The organism is Ornithinibacillus massiliensis (genome assembly GCF_018310345.1).
In the GTDB taxonomy this organism is placed as follows: Bacteria; Bacillota; Bacilli; order Bacillales; family Amphibacillaceae; genus Ornithinibacillus; species Ornithinibacillus massiliensis.
This window is the reverse complement of sequence record NZ_JAGXBY010000001.1, coordinates 524035-540052: the sequence shown is the minus strand read 5'-3', so window position 1 is coordinate 540052 and position 16018 is coordinate 524035. Positions and strand designations below refer to the sequence as shown.

14 protein-coding genes and 1 riboswitch are annotated in these 16018 nt (G+C 39.6%); of the genes, 1 reads left to right on the top strand and 13 read right to left on the bottom strand.

Annotated elements, in window-relative coordinates:
* Positions 1–48 precede the first annotated feature (48 nt).
* The 7 genes from KGF86_RS02655 to KGF86_RS02625 all read right to left on the bottom strand — a co-directional run bounded on the left by KGF86_RS02655 (position 49) and on the right by KGF86_RS02625 (position 8710).
* On the bottom strand, positions 49–1092 hold the full coding sequence (locus KGF86_RS02655) for a ribonucleotide-diphosphate reductase subunit beta (RefSeq protein ID WP_186868195.1): 1044 nt from the start codon (positions 1090–1092) through the stop codon (positions 49–51).
* Positions 1073–1492 (bottom strand): flavodoxin, encoded by a 420-nt coding sequence (locus tag KGF86_RS02650; protein ID WP_186868194.1) that lies wholly within the window; start codon positions 1490–1492, stop codon positions 1073–1075. The genes KGF86_RS02655 and KGF86_RS02650 overlap by 20 nt, the downstream gene beginning before the upstream one ends.
* Before the next feature lie 2 nt (positions 1493–1494).
* A complete protein-coding gene (locus tag KGF86_RS02645) occupies positions 1495–3717 on the bottom strand; it encodes a ribonucleoside-diphosphate reductase subunit alpha (RefSeq protein ID WP_186868193.1) in 2223 nt (740 codons plus the stop codon).
* Positions 3718–3843: 126 nt separating this feature from the next.
* Positions 3844–4031, bottom strand: a riboswitch (cobalamin riboswitch).
* 159 nt (positions 4032–4190) lie between these two features.
* A complete protein-coding gene (locus KGF86_RS02640) occupies positions 4191–6155 on the bottom strand; it encodes an ABC transporter permease (protein ID WP_211741086.1) in 1965 nt (654 codons plus the stop codon).
* A complete protein-coding gene (locus KGF86_RS02635; RefSeq protein WP_211741085.1) occupies positions 6148–6915 on the bottom strand; it encodes an ABC transporter ATP-binding protein in 768 nt (255 codons plus the stop codon). Before KGF86_RS02635 ends, KGF86_RS02640 begins: the two co-directional genes overlap by 8 nt.
* Positions 6916–7026: 111 nt before the next feature.
* Positions 7027–8037 (bottom strand): sensor histidine kinase, encoded by a 1011-nt coding sequence (locus KGF86_RS02630; RefSeq protein ID WP_186868190.1) that lies wholly within the window; start codon positions 8035–8037, stop codon positions 7027–7029.
* A 1-nt stretch (position 8038) separates the two neighbouring features.
* Positions 8039–8710 carry a response regulator transcription factor gene (locus tag KGF86_RS02625; RefSeq protein WP_211741084.1) on the bottom strand — a complete coding sequence of 224 codons (672 nt, stop codon included), beginning with the start codon at positions 8708–8710 and terminating at the stop codon, positions 8039–8041.
* A 139-nt stretch (positions 8711–8849) separates the two neighbouring features.
* Between KGF86_RS02625 and KGF86_RS02620 the strand changes: the two genes are divergently transcribed.
* On the top strand, positions 8850–9569 hold the full coding sequence (locus KGF86_RS02620) for an NAD-dependent deacylase (protein WP_186868188.1): 720 nt from the start codon (positions 8850–8852) through the stop codon (positions 9567–9569).
* Positions 9570–9799: 230 nt separating this feature from the next.
* Here KGF86_RS02620 and KGF86_RS02615 read toward each other — a convergent pair whose 3' ends face one another.
* The 6 genes from KGF86_RS02615 to KGF86_RS02590 form a co-directional block, all read right to left on the bottom strand.
* A complete protein-coding gene (locus KGF86_RS02615) occupies positions 9800–10594 on the bottom strand; it encodes an ABC transporter ATP-binding protein (RefSeq protein ID WP_186868187.1) in 795 nt (264 codons plus the stop codon).
* A 1-nt stretch (position 10595) separates the two neighbouring features.
* Positions 10596–11576: an ABC transporter permease gene (locus tag KGF86_RS02610; protein WP_211741083.1), complete on the bottom strand. Its 981-nt coding sequence runs from the start codon at positions 11574–11576 to the stop codon at positions 10596–10598.
* 127 nt (positions 11577–11703) lie between these two features.
* Positions 11704–12684, bottom strand: a complete 981-nt coding sequence (locus tag KGF86_RS02605) for an ABC transporter substrate-binding protein (protein ID WP_211741082.1) — start codon at positions 12682–12684, stop codon at positions 11704–11706.
* 154 nt (positions 12685–12838) lie between these two features.
* Positions 12839–13852, bottom strand: coding sequence for an alpha-ketoacid dehydrogenase subunit beta (locus tag KGF86_RS02600; protein ID WP_211741081.1), 1014 nt, complete (start codon positions 13850–13852; stop codon positions 12839–12841).
* A gap of 1 nt (position 13853) precedes the next feature.
* On the bottom strand, positions 13854–14909 hold the full coding sequence (gene pdhA / locus KGF86_RS02595) for a pyruvate dehydrogenase (acetyl-transferring) E1 component subunit alpha (RefSeq protein WP_211741080.1): 1056 nt from the start codon (positions 14907–14909) through the stop codon (positions 13854–13856).
* Between the two features lie 137 nt (positions 14910–15046).
* Positions 15047–16015: an NAD(P)H-dependent flavin oxidoreductase gene (locus KGF86_RS02590; RefSeq protein ID WP_186868182.1), complete on the bottom strand. Its 969-nt coding sequence runs from the start codon at positions 16013–16015 to the stop codon at positions 15047–15049.
* Positions 16016–16018 lie beyond the last annotated feature (3 nt).

The following is a 16018-nucleotide window of genomic DNA, read 5'->3' as shown; positions in this document are numbered from 1 at the left end:
TTCATTCATGGTACGAGTTTTTGTATGGAACGTAACAAGCCTTCACCTTTACAGATCATCAAACCCATTTAAATCACTTGTTTTCGTGTACTGTCTTGATTTCTGCTCAAAGAAATCGGTTTTTGTCCCATCAATATTATCTACATATGCACGAATCCACTTCATTGGGTTTTCCACATTATCTGGATATATTTCGCTTAACCCAAGTAGTCGTAGCATCTTATTGGCACGGTATTGGATATAGCCTTGCATTTGATTCAAGTCCATGCCATCCACATCGGAAAGGACATAGTTCGACCATTCCATTTCCATATCCACTGCGACTTTAAATTCTTGATATACCCAATCAATGAAGTCTTTATTATTATGCTCTGGGTACTCCGCTAGTGTTGCCCGGAAAAGCTCCGAGATAAATTTGCCATGTTCTAGCTCGTCTCGATTTATATAGCTAATCATCGTCGACGTTCCTACCATCTTATTCTCCCTTGCAAGATGATAGAAAAAGGCAAAGCCTGAGTAGAAGAATAATCCCTCTAAGAGCGATGTGTACACTAATGTCTTCAATATATTTTCCACAGTTGGATTCTCTACAAATTCATTATAGCCTGTAATTAACCGTTCATTTCGTTTTAATAAAATTGGATTCTTTCTTCCTAATTCGAATGCTTCATTCTGTTCTTTCAGTGTCACAACCGAAGAAAGCACATAAGAATAGCTTTCATTATGAACCGCTTCTTGCTGTGAAATCACAGCTAAAATGGACTGTACAGATGGATCTGTTGCATATAAGGATAATAACAATGCTGTCCTTGTTTGCGGGGCATCCAAGGTAGATAACAGACCAATTACTTTTAAGTAAGCATCTTGTTCTGCTTCTGTTAACATCGGAAATTGCTTTACATCAGAAAACATATTAATTTCATCTGCTTGCCAGTAATTCCCTACTAACCGCTTGTACATTTTATACCAATGTGGATACTTAATATCATTCCAATTGAGGATGCCACTGGATTTGCCACCGAATACTTTGGTCGCCTTATTCGGATTACGCGGCTCCATTGTTTTTGCTTTCTCAAGCAATACGTCTGACATACTGTAAAACTCCTTCCAGCCAACGGTCAATTTTGATTTCCTGTGAACCTCTAGGTGATTGCTCTATTTTTAACCCTTGCCACTTGCTTTCGTAAAATCGTGTTAGTCTATCAACAGCTTGGCAGAAGAACGGAAACTGTGTATCGCCTGTTCCAAACACCGCCATATTATCCGGTTTATAGCCTATTTCTAACACAAAGTCTTTTACCTCATCTGGCGTACTCCCATTATCCCAAGTGAAGGTCCCCATAAACATGACATCATAGTGACTTGGGTTGATCGGTGGATCAATGCCAATCCGATGCATTTCCACCGATGCTCCCTTAGCTATAAGCTTCTTCTGAATCAATTCTGCTGTTTCTTCTGTGTTACCACTATAGGATAAGTATGCTATTAACATTCTCAACTTGAACACCACTCACATTCTTCCACATCATTGGATGTCGATCTAACATAATAGGTCGTCTTTAATCCTTCTCTCCATGCTTGAAGATGTAAATCAAGTAGTATACTAGCACGGATAGTATTTGGAACATATAGATTAAAGGAGATACTTTGATCTATATGCTTCTGACGTGCAGCATTTTGCTTAACAGACCAACGTTGGTCAACGATATAAGCGGAACGACGGTACACATCATATGTGCGATGATCTAATTCCGGTGCCGTCATCGGTATTTTAAAGTCCTTTTTCTCCTCATAATAAAATGGCTTAAAAATTGGGTCGATGCTTGCTGTAGACCCAGCAATTAATGCGGTCGTAGAGTTCGGTGCGACTGCCATGAGATAACCATTACGAATACCATTTTTCATGACAGAAGATTTTAATTCCTGCCATTCTTCGCTCACATAGCCTTTTTCATCAAAATAAGCTCCTGTACTCCATTTACTACCAGCATATGCAGGATAACTTCCTTTTTCCTCACTTAATTCCATACTGCTTCTAATCGTTAAGAAAGCAATTTGTTCATAAAGTTCATCAGCTAGCTGTACTGCTTCCTCGGATTCCCAGGCAATATGCTTTTTCGCTAATAGGTGATGCCAACCAAAGGTCCCTAGACCTATAGCACGATACTTCTGATTTGTTGCTTGTGTCTGTAGAAGCGGCAATGTATTAATGTCAATAACGTTATCAAGCATCCGTACTTGAATTTTAATAAGTCGCTCTAGTACTTGATCCGGGACGGCCTTCCCTAAGTTGATTGAACTTAAATTACATACAACAAAATCACCTGGTCGATAACGCTTGATTAAATAGCCATTCTCATCGGTAAATTCTTCTAGAAATTCTGTTGGTGATTGGTTTTGCGTAATTTCCGTACATAGATTAGAACAATAAATGATACCATTATGATTATTGCTGTTTTGACGATTTACTTCATCACGGTAAAACATAAATGGTGTGCCTGATTCTAGCTGAACCATCATAATTCGCTTCATAATCGAGATTGCAGGTACTTTCTTTTTGGTAAGCTGATCATTTTGAACACATTCTTCATATTTTGTTCGCCATGTACCATTACCTTTTTCCTCGTCATAGAAATCTTCTAAGGAATATCCCATTACCTCCCGAACCTCGTGTGGATCAAATAAATACCAGTCCCCACGTGCTTCTACCTGCTCCATGAATAAATCAGGTAAACAAACACCAGTGAAAATATCATGTGCCCGCATGCGGTCGTCCCCGTTGTTTAATTTCAGATCTAAGAACGCCTCAATATCCATATGCCAAACATCTAGGTAGACAGCGATAGCTCCTTTTCGCGTACCAAGCTGATCCACACTCACTGCGGTATTATTTAATTGCTTTATCCATGGGACAACACCACTAGACATTCCTTTAAACCCTTTAATCGAGCTTCCTCTAGCACGGATTTTCCCCATATATACACCGATTCCGCCACCATTTTTGGAAAGCTTGGCAATATCGGTATTACTGTCGTAAATCGATTGCAGACTATCATCAACCGTATCAATAAAACAGCTTGATAATTGCCCGTGTGTTTTACCAGCATTCGCAAGAGTTGGCGTAGCAACCGTCATATATAAATTACTTAATGCCCAATATGCTTCCAGTACAAGATCCAAGCGTTTACTTTTATCTTCATCCTGCATCAAATGCATCGCGATTACCATCCAACGCTCTTGTGGTAATTCATATGTATTCTTATCATGATCTGTTGCTAAGTAACGATTTGCAAGTGTATATAAACCTAAATACGTAAATTGTAAGTCTTTTTCGTAATCTATATTCCCGGCTAATGTAATAATTTCATCTTTCGTATACTTTTCCAGTAAGCTCGGTGTATAGATTCCTTCTTGTATCAGCATTTCTAGGAGTTGATAAAAATCTCCATATTTTAAGGAAGGACTATATTGACGGTTTTTAGCTGCATTGTAGTATAACTTTTGTAAGTATAGTCTACTAGCTACAAAAGTCCAATCCGGATTGGCTTCATCAATATTTTCTAACGCTCTTCTGATGAGTACATCCATCGCTTTATCAGCCGAATAGTCATCAGGAACGGTTACATCGAATTCAGATATGTTGATTTTTAAACGTTTTGTAGCAAAGTCTACCACTTGCTCTAGATTCACTTTACTACTTGGTTCTACTGTTATCATAATAATCCTCCTATAAATCAAATAAAAACCGCTCACCCAAGGGATGAACGGCATAGAAAAAACGACAGAATCCATACAAATTGATGTATTTAATCCATCGTCTCATGCTCTTTCAACCCGAAGAAAATGAAACTATAAGTTAATGGCAGGTCTCCTGGCTTGCGCTTCATTCTACTAAAGTCCTTCCCATATCTTTCCATGAATCGATATAGTGGATATCTTGTTCGTCGGCACTTACAGTTGCGGGGACAGCTCTAGACTTTCACTAGATTCCCTATTAAGACATGTGTGTCACCATCACTCACGACACTATATATGGTATTACTTGACATAACCATCACAATATATTGTATTATTACCCTATCATAGTTTAATAATTTTTGCAATCCTATTCTTGCTAGATTTCTAGAAATCATATAACCAAAATACCCTATGAACCTTCTAATCCATAGGGTATCAAGCATGTAAAATTTTTAATTATTACTTACAATGCGATAATATTCTCTTGCCGTTAACAGATAGACAAGTAAATAAAATACAGCAAAAATAATAATAACACCAGCTGTACACATAGCAAATAATCCAACGTTCGTTAAATTTAGAGCTTCTAGTAATTTCGTAATGACATTGAAAGCAAATAAAATATGGACTACTGCAGCAATTAGCGGTAGGAAAAACACTAATAATACTTGACTGCGAATCGATTTCTTAATTTCATCCTTGCTTAAGCCAACTTTTTGCATGATTTCAAAACGGTTCTTATCCTGGTATCCTTCCGAGATTTGCTTATAGTAAATTATTAATACAGTCGCCATGATAAATAGGGTACCTAAGAATATCCCTAAGAAAAATAGTCCGCCATATAGCGAGTAAAATATCTCTTTACTTTCCTCGGCACCTTCTGCGTGCCCAACCATTTTTGCAGCTTTTAATTTCTCAGTCAATTGACCTGGTAAGGCAATTTCATTATCTACGTCGCCATCTACATCGAACCCATAGTATACGTTGTAGCCTTCAGCATCAGTAGGATCGAGTTCTCGAATGGTTTCTTCATCAGGAACAATGACGAAATTAAAGCTATCCAAAATCATGGCTGAAGCAATTCCATCTACCTGTAGATCAGGTAACTGCTCTTTTATGGTAAACGTTTGGTCAAACATCGTAATCGAATCTTGGATTTCTTCACCTCTAAAGGTGTATAAAAGCACTTCATCTTCAGCTAATTGCTCTGAACGATTTTCCATCCGATTATACTCACTTAAGGGAATGAGGACTATCATGCCTATGTCAGCACCGTAACCCATTCCAGCCCCACTTACGAATTCATTACCATTTTTGATTACTTGAAGTTCCTTATAGTAATAGTAATGTGGTTTTTCAATTGTTAGTGCAAGATCATTTGCCCCTTCCTGAATGAGTTCTTCCATTACTGCTAAATCTTCTGGTTGAACATCATACGCGGTAACCGCAATTTCTTTTGGATAACGATTTTTAATTAACTCCTCCATCCCGATATATAGGCAAACCGTTGACGATAACATAACAAGAACCATCGTAGATAGTACGCAAATGTTTGCCAGTCCAACCGCATTTTGTTTCATTCGATAAATCATTCCAGAAACACTAATAAAGTGGTTTGTCTTGTAATAGAACGACTTGTTCTTCCGAAGCATTTTGAATAATGCTATAGTACCTGCAGTAAATAAAGCATACGTTGCAATAATAACGAGTAATACAGCTAGAAAGAATTTGTTAAGAGCAGCTAAAGGTGACTCGGTCGCTAAAGCAATATAGTATCCAGTTGATAGTGCGATAATGCCTATTAGTACGATTAACCACTTTGTCTTTGGCTCTTTCTCGCCAACTTCTCCTCCCTTAAGTAGCTCAATTGGCTTAGACAAGTGAATATGCCTTAAGTTGTTTAACAAGGTTAGCAAAAATATCACACTAAAAAGAATGACCGTAATAAGTAATGGTTGCATAGAGATTACTGTGGTAAACGGTATTTCAAAGGTTAATAGCTTCATAAGTAATAAAAACATTAATCTGCTGACCACAATTCCTGTTATTAAACCTACTACTAGACTTAATATAGCTACATAGAAAGCCTCCCAAGTAATCATTTTTGCAATATGTTTTTTCTCCATCCCTAGAATATTATAGAGGCCAAACTCTTTTTGTCGTTGTTTCGTAATAAAGCTATTTGTATAAAATAGAAAAGTCACCGAGAATATGCCAATAATATAACTACCTAAAGTGAGCAATAATTGGAGAACCTCTACTCCCGGTATTTCTTCTAACCCCTGGTTCCCACTTATAAAAACCATCATGTAAAACATCGCAATAGTGCCAATACAGGTTAGGATATACGGAATATATGTTTTTCTATTCTTCTTCAAATTATTCCATGCTAACGTTGGATAGAAAAATCTACTCATATTCCACACCGCCTGTAGTGATAACATGGAGGGCATCTGATATTTTTTGATACATTTCCTCGTTCGTTAACGACCCTTTATAAATTTGGTGAAATACGGTACCATCTTTTATAAAAAGAACTCGTTTTGCATGACTTGCCGCTTTCGTACTATGGGTTACCATAAGCACAGTTTGTCCTTCATCATTAATAGTAGTAAACATTTTCAGTAAATCATCCGATGCACGTGAATCGAGTGCCCCTGTTGGCTCATCGGCTAAGATTAGCTTTGGATTGGTAATTAAAGCTCTGGCTACTGCTGCTCGTTGCTTTTGCCCTCCAGACACTTCATATGGATACTTTTCTAATATTTTGGTGATCCGAAGCTTTTGAGCAAGTGGTGCTATACGACTGCGCATCTCCTTATATGATTTACCAGACAAGACTAAAGGTAAGAATATATTGTCTTGTATGGTGAATGTATCCAGTAGATTAAAATCTTGAAACACAAAACCAAGATTCCCTCGTCTAAATGAGGATAGTTGTTTATCTTTGATAGTAAGAATGCTTTTGCCTTCTAATAGCACATTCCCGCTTGTCGGCTTATCTAAAGCAGCCAGGATATTTAATAGGGTCGTTTTTCCTGATCCTGACTCCCCCATGATTGCCACATATTCCCCCTCCTCAACGGAAAAGGATACATCTGTTAGTGCCTGAACATGATTACCACCGAAACGTGTCGTATACACTTTCTTTACATTATTCACTTCAAGTATCGTCATTTCTTATTACCTCCACGTCTTATTTCATGTTCAGTATACCAACCATCAAACCGCGTTAGACATCGCTTTTGCTTACAATTCTGGTAGTAACCTTACGATAATGTAAGGTTACTATTCTATTTCAATATTAGTGGTTTTTAAATCTATGGACACTTTGGTACCTTGTCCAATTTCTGACTCCATTTTCATTTGGTGGGAGAGTTTGCTTGTAATTTGCTTACACATGTATAGTCCAAGTCCCGTAGACTTCTTAAACATCCTACCATTGAAGCCGGTAAAGCCTCTATCAAACACTCGCGGTAGGTCCTCTGCCCGAATCCCAATTCCAGTATCTTGTATTACGAGCGTTTTTTCTTCGTTAGGATCCATATAAATGGAAACAGAACCTTCCTTAGTATACTTCAGGGCATTCGATAGAATTTGCTCAATGACAAAGAGAAGCCACTTTTCATCTGTTAGAACGTGACAGTTCAGGTCATCGAAGTGTAAGCTAATCTTCTTTCGAATAAACAGCTTTGCATTTTTCCGAACGGCCTGCTTTACGATATCATCCAAGCTATATTCTCTCAGCTCTAAATCAGAGGACATTGTATCCAAGCGGAGGTATTGTAATACAAATTCCACATATTGTTCTATTTTAACTAGCTCCATTGATAATTCTTGGTGATGCTCCATTTCCTCTGTCTGTAAGATAAGCCGCATGGCCGCAATTGGTGTTTTAATTTGATGGGTCCATTGGGTAAAATACTCAATTAAATCGGTATGGCTACTATCCGCTCTAAGCTTACTATCAATATTTTCTTGATAGAGAAGTTGGATGATCTCCTGGTATGTTGCCTCCAACGTATCTTGAGGTGTTGGTAGCTGTTCCAATTTTACCGTGATAGTGTTTTGCAGTTCCTGAAGCTTGTGATAATGTTTATAAAACTTGGCAAAACCAATGACCAAGACAACGATTCCGATATAGAAACAAAGTACGGCAGAATAGATTATCGGTTCCAATGATTGGTTATATAAATAAATTACAAAGGAGAAAATAAGGGTAATGAGTAAAAATAGGACGATATAAAACTTTTTAAACTTTATGTACTGAAGAAACAATTTAATTTTAGATTGATTCATCTTATTCCACCAAATATCCTATCCCTTTTTTTGTTATGATAAAGTCGATGAGACCTACACGTTCTAACTTCTTTCGTAGTCTCGTAACATTTACGGTAAGTGTATTATCGTCGATAAAGCTATCCGTCTCCCAAAGTCTTGTCATCAAGGCATCCCTAGAAATGGTTTTCCCCTTACTCTCTAATAAAAACTGTAGTATTTTTAACTCGTTTTTAGTCAGGTCTACTTTTTGATTGTCATAGGTCAGCGTCCCATCACTTACATTAACGATAGCACCTTTATGCTGAAGCAGATTCGTTTGCCCAGTAAAGTCATACGTTCTTCTCAACATTGCTTGCACTTTGGAGGTTAGGACGTTTAAGTCAAATGGTTTGGAGATAAAATCATCCCCCCCCATATTCATAGCCATGACAATATTCATATTGTCAGATGCAGAAGAAATAAAAATGATTGGTACTTTGGATACTTTGCGAATCTCACTGCACCAATGAAAGCCATTAAATGATGGTAGTGAAATATCTAGTAAAATTAATTGCGGATCTATTGAAATAAATGATGCCATGACATCATGAAAGTCGGTTATATATTCTACTTCATATCCCCAAGATGTTAAATGCTTTTTCATTGAACGAGCGATTGTCATATCATCTTCTACAATTAAAATTTTGTACATAACAGATTTCCCCTCCTCTTTTCCATCGTTTCTAAACTAATTAAAAGTATACAACGTAGTCCCAGATTATCCCAATAGAATTGGAAGTTGGTGGCATTATTCAGTAAAATAATAATAAATAAGTGAGGGTGGTGAACCGATGGATAACATAGTTAATTTAATTCGCTCTGCTTCTTATACACTCTTTTTTACTGGTGCTGGCATGTCCACTGAAAGCGGACTACCTGATTTCCGCTCAAAGGATAGAGGATTATGGTCCAAATTTAATCCAGATGAACTAGCGAATGTCCAAGCATTAGTGCATAACTTTCAGGAATTTACGGAATTCTACCAATTCCGCCTTCGAGAGATAACAAAATACAAGCCACATGAAGGGCATCATATTTTAGGCCGCTGGGAGCAGCAAGGACTTGTTAGTGGCATCATCACACAGAATGTCGATGGCTTTCACCATGATGCTGGGAGTCATAATGTGATGGAGCTTCATGGAACATTTCGGAAGTTTTTCTGTAATCAATGTAAACGAGAGCAGGACAGAGAGCGGTATATCAATGGGGAGCATCATTGTGAGTACTGTAATGGTCCCGTTCGACCGGGAATTGTCCTTTTTGGTGAAATGCTTCCAGAGGATGTTTTCTACAAGGCGGAGATAGAAACAAGTAAAGCCGATTTATTTATTGTTTTAGGCTCCTCACTAACAGTAAGCCCTGCTAATATGTTCCCCATGATTGCAAAAGAGCACGGTGCAAAGCTAGTTATTGTGAATCGTGAGCCAACTCCAATGGATCATTATGCTGATTATATTGTCCGGGATAAGAGTATTCGGGAATTTTTAGTTGAGGTGGAAGAGCGGTTGTAGGAGGGGGGTGGGGGTATTCCTGGCTCGCTCGGGGGGCTTCCTGATTCACGAGAGATTCCCCCTGTCGCGCGAATATTTCCAGGGCTCGCGCGGTTCTCTCCCTTGGTCGCGCGAATTCTTCCGGAGCTCGCGCGTTCTGCACCCAAAGACGCGCGAATTGCTCATCTCTTCATACAACTATTCTAACAGCAAAAAGAACAGGATCGAATGATGCTCCTGTTCTACTTGAATTACCCTAAAACGGCGCGGTCACTTTCAAACTGTGCTCCGCGTATTCGTTGGAATTCCCTTAATAAATCTTCAATTGTTAGGTTCTGTTTCTTTTCATTGTTAATGTCTAAGATTATTTGTCCTTTATCCATCATGATTAATCGGTTCCCTAAATCAAGTGCCTGCTGCATATTATGGGTAACCATTAAGGTGGTGAGCCCATGTTCTTCTACGACTTCCTTCGTTAAGGTTGTGATTAGTTGTGCTCGTGATGGATCGAGGGCAGCTGTATGCTCATCAAGTAATAAAATATTTGGATTTGTAAAGGTGGCCATTAATAAGGATAATGCTTGGCGTTCTCCCCCTGATAATAGCCCAACTTTCGCATTTAAGCGGTCTTCTAATCCTAGGTTTAATGTTTTTAGATGCTCTTTAAAGTCTTCTCTACGCTTTTTGGTTACTCCCCGTCTTAGTTTTCTTTTCCGAATTCTCGAGTAGGCCATCGCTAAGTTTTCTTCAATCGTCATAGAAGGTGCCGTACCTGCCATAGGATCTTGGAACACGCGCCCAATATATGCCGACCGTTTATATTCAGGAAGTAGTGTTACATCATTATTCCCAATGACCACTTCCCCGATATCTGGCATGAGATTACCTGAAATCACATTCATTAAGGTGGATTTTCCAGCACCATTACTGCCGATTACAGTGACAAAATCTCCCTCTTCTAATGTTAAATTAATTCGTTGTAATGCTTTCTTCTCATCGGGGGTACCTTCATTAAATGTTATCGCGACTTCTTTTACATGTAACATATTAGGCCCCCTCCTTTAAACCACTTATGGCGGCACGTTTTTTGATTCGCCGCTTCTTTTCCTTATGAGCTTGGAGTATTTTCGGCGTAATTAATGCAACGATGACAATAAATGCCGTAATCAATTTCATATCACCGGTATCTAAAAAGTCTACGCGAAGTGCTAAAGCAACCACGATTCGGTACACAATTGCACCACCGATTACGGCGATTGTTGCAATTGCAATAGTCTTCTTACCAAATAGCGCCTCCCCGATAATAACCGAGGCAAGACCAATGACAATCATCCCAATCCCCATCGAAACATCGGCAAAGCCACCAATTTGTGCAATTAATGCTCCACTAAGTGCAACCATGGCATTGGAAATGCCGACCCCTAACACGATTAAATTATCGGTATTAGCTGATAGACTTCTAATCATCCGTTTGTTGTCTCCAGTTGCTCGTAATGCTAATCCTACTTCCGTTTTTAAAAAGGCATCCGTCAATAATTTTATTACTAACGTTACTATGATCATTACTAGTACAATGACCCATGTTGCTGGTGCACGTCCTGACATAATGGCTGTCCATATTCCATTAAAAAAGCTATCCATACTAGCTGGCCAAATATCTCGAAGCTGCGAAAATATAGTTGGCTGATTATGCAAGGATACTGTCGGCTGCCCCATAATTCGTAGGTTAATAGAATACAAGGCAATCATCATCAAAATACCGGATAATAAAGCGTTTATTTTCCCCTTCGTATGCAAAAGGCCTGTTAAACAACCAGCGATAAAACCAGCAATGATTGCAAGTAAAGTAGCCACGATTGGTGATACGCCGTTTACAATCGAAATGGCAGCAACACCTGCACCAGTTACAAAACTACCGTCTACTGTTAAATCAGGAAAATCTAATACCCGGAAGGTTAAATATACCCCTAAAGCCATAATGGCATAAATAATCCCAGACTCAACAGCACCAAATATCGATATAGCCACGATTCCTTTACCTCCTTTTCCACCTACTTACATAAAGTGGAAATAACTCACGCATTAGAATAGAGAAGCAGGCCAACAGCCTGCTTCCAAATCGGTCTCATTATCGGGTTCATTGCTAACCAAATGATTACTGTGTCTCTTTAAATTGAGCAGTTGCATCCCATTCCGCATTCCACTCAACACCTTGCTCCTCAGCAGCATCTTTATTAATAAATAATTGAATTTCTGGCGGATACTCGGCTGGGATGTCTTTTGTAGACTTACCGTCCTTCAAAATTTCAACAGCCATTTCCCCTGCCCGCTTACCAATTGTATAATAATCAATTCCAAATGTAGCAAATCCACCCTTTTCTAAGGAATCTGGTTCCCCTACTACTAAAGGAATATCTTGTTCATTGGCAACCGCTACTACACTTTCCAGAGCAGATACGACCGTGTTGTCGGTCACAATATAGAATAAGTCAACGTCATTTACTAATGATGTTGCTGCTTGTTGAACTTCAGATGAGTTCGCAACCGTACGTTCTACAAAGTTTAAAGAAGTTCCCTCCCCAGCCGCTTGGACTGCGTTAATTTGTGTCACAGAGTTTGATTCCCCTGCATTGTAAATCAGTCCGACTGTTGAGTCTGGGAAGTATTGGTCAATAAATTTCACTGTCTCTTGGATTGCTTCGGGATGTAAATCGGTTACCCCAGTAATATTTTCCCCTGGTTCATCCATCGCCTCCACTAATCCTGACTCTACCGCATCTGTAACAGATGTGAAAACAATTGGAATATCCCGTGCATCTTTTGTTGCTTCCAGCGCTGATAATGCTGCAGGTGTTGAATTTGCAAAAATTAAATCCACATCATCTGCAACAAAGCCATCTGAAATTGGCTTTAAATTATTTTGATCTCCTTGGGCACTCCGAAAGTCATACTCCACTTCTAACCCGGCTTCCTCTAGCGCTGCCTGGAAGCCTTCATAGGCTCTATCCAACGATGGATGCTCCACTATTTGCGATGCACCAATTTTGTATGTATCGCCGCCTCCACTTGTACCACATGCAGCTAAAACTACTACACTAATCCACGCTAAAACGATTAACTGAAGTCCTCTTTTCACTCTCTACTCCCCCTTAACTCTTCTAAACTTAAAGTATAATTTGAGAAATTATAACATACTGAAAACTTTAGTCAACCCTATTTTTTTGATAATTCGCCCAACTTGTAACCGCTTACTATTTAGGGGAAAATTCGCTACGTTCCCTTATCCCCCCTTAGAAATGAATTACTTTTTCAATAGCTTTTGTGATTCGCTCAGGTGTTGGTAAATAATGGTTCTCTAAGCTAAAAAACGGGACTGGGACATCAAAACCTGTAACTCTCTCCACAGGTGCCTTTAAATACAGGAAAGCTGTATCATTGATAATCGAAACGATATCATTGCCAAGTCCACCTGTTCTTGGTGCTTCATGTATTACTACTGCTCGCCCGGTCTTTTGCACAGATTCAGCAATTAGTGCCTCATCTAATGGGTAAAGTGTACGAAGATCAAGCACTTCACAGCTAATTCCATCTCCCCCTACTTGTTTTACAACCTTTTCAACTAAAGGGACCATAGCACCCCATGTAATCAAGGTAACGTCATTACCCTCGATACGCTTTTTCCCTTTACCTATCTCAACTGTATATGAAGCTACTGGTACCTCTTCCCGGAAGGAACGATAACTATGCATTGGTTCCATGTAAAGCACCGGATCCGGATCCTCTACCGCTGCTATTAATAATCCCTTTGCATCATACGGTGTTGCCGGACAAACTACTTTTAGCCCAGGCATATGAGTAAATAAACTTTCCGTACTATCCGAATGAATCTCCGGTGCTCTTACTCCAGCACCATAAGGGGCACGAATGACCATCGGAACGGAATATCTTCCCATTGTACGCGAGCGAATCCGCGATACATGGGTCATAATTTGATCATAAGCTGGGTAGATAAAGCCCATGAATTGAATCTCTGCTATCGGTTTAAATCCATTTACGGCTAATCCGACAGATGTTCCGATAATGCCAGATTCCGATAAAGGGGTATCGATAACACGATCTATACCAAACGCTTCCTGCAATCCATCGGTAGCACGAAACACTCCACCATTCTTACCAACATCTTCACCCAAGATCAAGCACATTTCATCTTGCTCTAATACTACCCTCATCCCTTCGTTTATGGCCTGAATCATTGTCATGCTTTTCGTTGCTGTTTTTTTCGCTTCTGTAAAATCTGTTGTCATTTTATTCACCCCTTAACAGCTGAAGATAGGAAGCTCTTTGTGTAGCCAGTGAACTAGGAAGCTCTGCAAATACATGATCAAACAAATCCTCCACTTTAGGCTTCGGATACGTTTCCATTGCTTTAACTGCTTCTTCAATTTCCTCTTCTATCTTTGCTTGAGTGGATTGGATATAAGCATCCTGCCAAAACCCCTCATTTTTCATAAACCGTTCCAGTCGGACAATCGGATCGACAATTTCTGCTCCCTGCCCCTCTGGACGATATTTCGTTGGATCGTCTGCAGTGGTATGTGCTCCTGTTCTCCAGGTTACAGCTTCAATCAAGGTTGGACCGCCACCATTTCTAGCTCGCTCTGTGGCACGTTGCATCTCAAAATAAACTGCAAAAAAGTCATTTCCATCTACCCGTACACTCGGAATCTCATAAGCTACTCCCTTTTGGGCAATTGTTTTGGAATTCATTTGTCGCTCAAAGGGCACAGAAATGGCATAGCCATTATTCTGGTTGAAAAATATCGTTGGTGTTTGAAAGACACTAGCGAAATTCAATCCCTCATGAAAGTCTCCTTCTGACGTTGCTCCATCACCAAAATAAGCAATCGCGATATGCTGTGTCCCTTTCCGCTTCTCAGCCCACGATGCACCAACCGCATGGAGCAGTTGTGTTGCTATTGGGACAGCTGCTGGAAAGATATGTTTCCCTTCTGGTGGGACACAGCCTTCCAACCTTCCATTCCAATATAAAAATGTCCGTGTCATGTCCGCCCCAAAGGTTAACATCGCCCCATGATCTCGATATGTAGGAAATAACCAATCATTTTCTCGCAATGCTAGTGCACTTCCCACCTGTGCCGCTTCTTGACCTTCAAAGGGGGGATATGTTCCAATTCTCCCTTGTCTTTGCAAGCTTTTGGCCTTTTTATCAAATGTGCGAATTCGATACATATGGTAATACGCCTTCTGAACAAGCTCCTCCTGTATCAAGGATTTACTAGTAACATCGAGCAAATTGCCTTGGTCATCGATTACTTGCTTTAATGGATAAGCGTTCTCCATCCAATAACCTCCAATACTAGTCTAGTAGAACCAGGGTTACATACATGTTAATTAAAAGTATAACGTTATTTTAACGTAATTTTATCATTATGTAATATTTCGGTCAATTAATTATTATAAAATATAAATTTTTCAAACTACTCTATCTTACTAACCGATTCCAACTGCTTCAGTCCAGACTTTAGCTGATCTTTCGCCTCTTCCATCATGGTCTCTATTAATGCTTTTACACTTGGGATATCTTCTATTAATCCTGCTACTTGACCACCATTAATAAATCCCCGATCCAAATCACCATCGAGCGCACCGATCACATGGTGTGCTTCACTTGTTAGGCAGGCAAACTCCTGCAAGCCAATACCGTTTTTCTCTTTTTCTAGTAGACTTCTGACATAGGATGTACCGATTACACGTCTTAATCTATTAAAGCTTCGTCCAATAATAATCGCATCCGTACCATTTGCTTGAAGCAATTGGGCTTTATAGTTTTCATGGAAAGGCGCTTCCTTAGTAGCAATAAAGCGTGTGCCAATTTGAACCCCTTCTGCCCCTAACATTAGAGCTGCTGCCAACCCTTTTCCATCACCAATTCCTCCTGCTGCGATGACTGGTATTGTAACCTTTTGGACGACTTGTGGAACCAATGTAAAGGTAGTAAGCTCGAGTGCCGAGTTAATTCCAGCTGCTTCAAATCCTTCTGCTACTAGAATATCTGCACCTGCTGCTTCCGCTTTTTGGGCATGCTTTACGGAGGCGACAATTGCTATAACGACTTTTCCATGTTCATGAAGCTTCGGTATATAGGGCGCTGGATTTCCAGCTGAAAGGGAAATCACCGGTATATCATGTTGAATACTTAGCGTTATTAATTCGTCAACAAATGGCGATACTTGCAGTGCTATATTAAGGGCAAATGGCTTATTGGTTAATCGCTTCGTATCGAGGATTATGTTTTCTACTTGTTCTGGAGGCATCGTGCCACAACCAATCGTCCCTAGTCCCCCTGCATTCGATACCGCAGCGGTGAGCTGTGCATTCGAAATATTTCCCATGCCCCCCTGGATAATCGGATAGGAAATAGTTAAAAGCTCGGTTACATTGTTCATCAC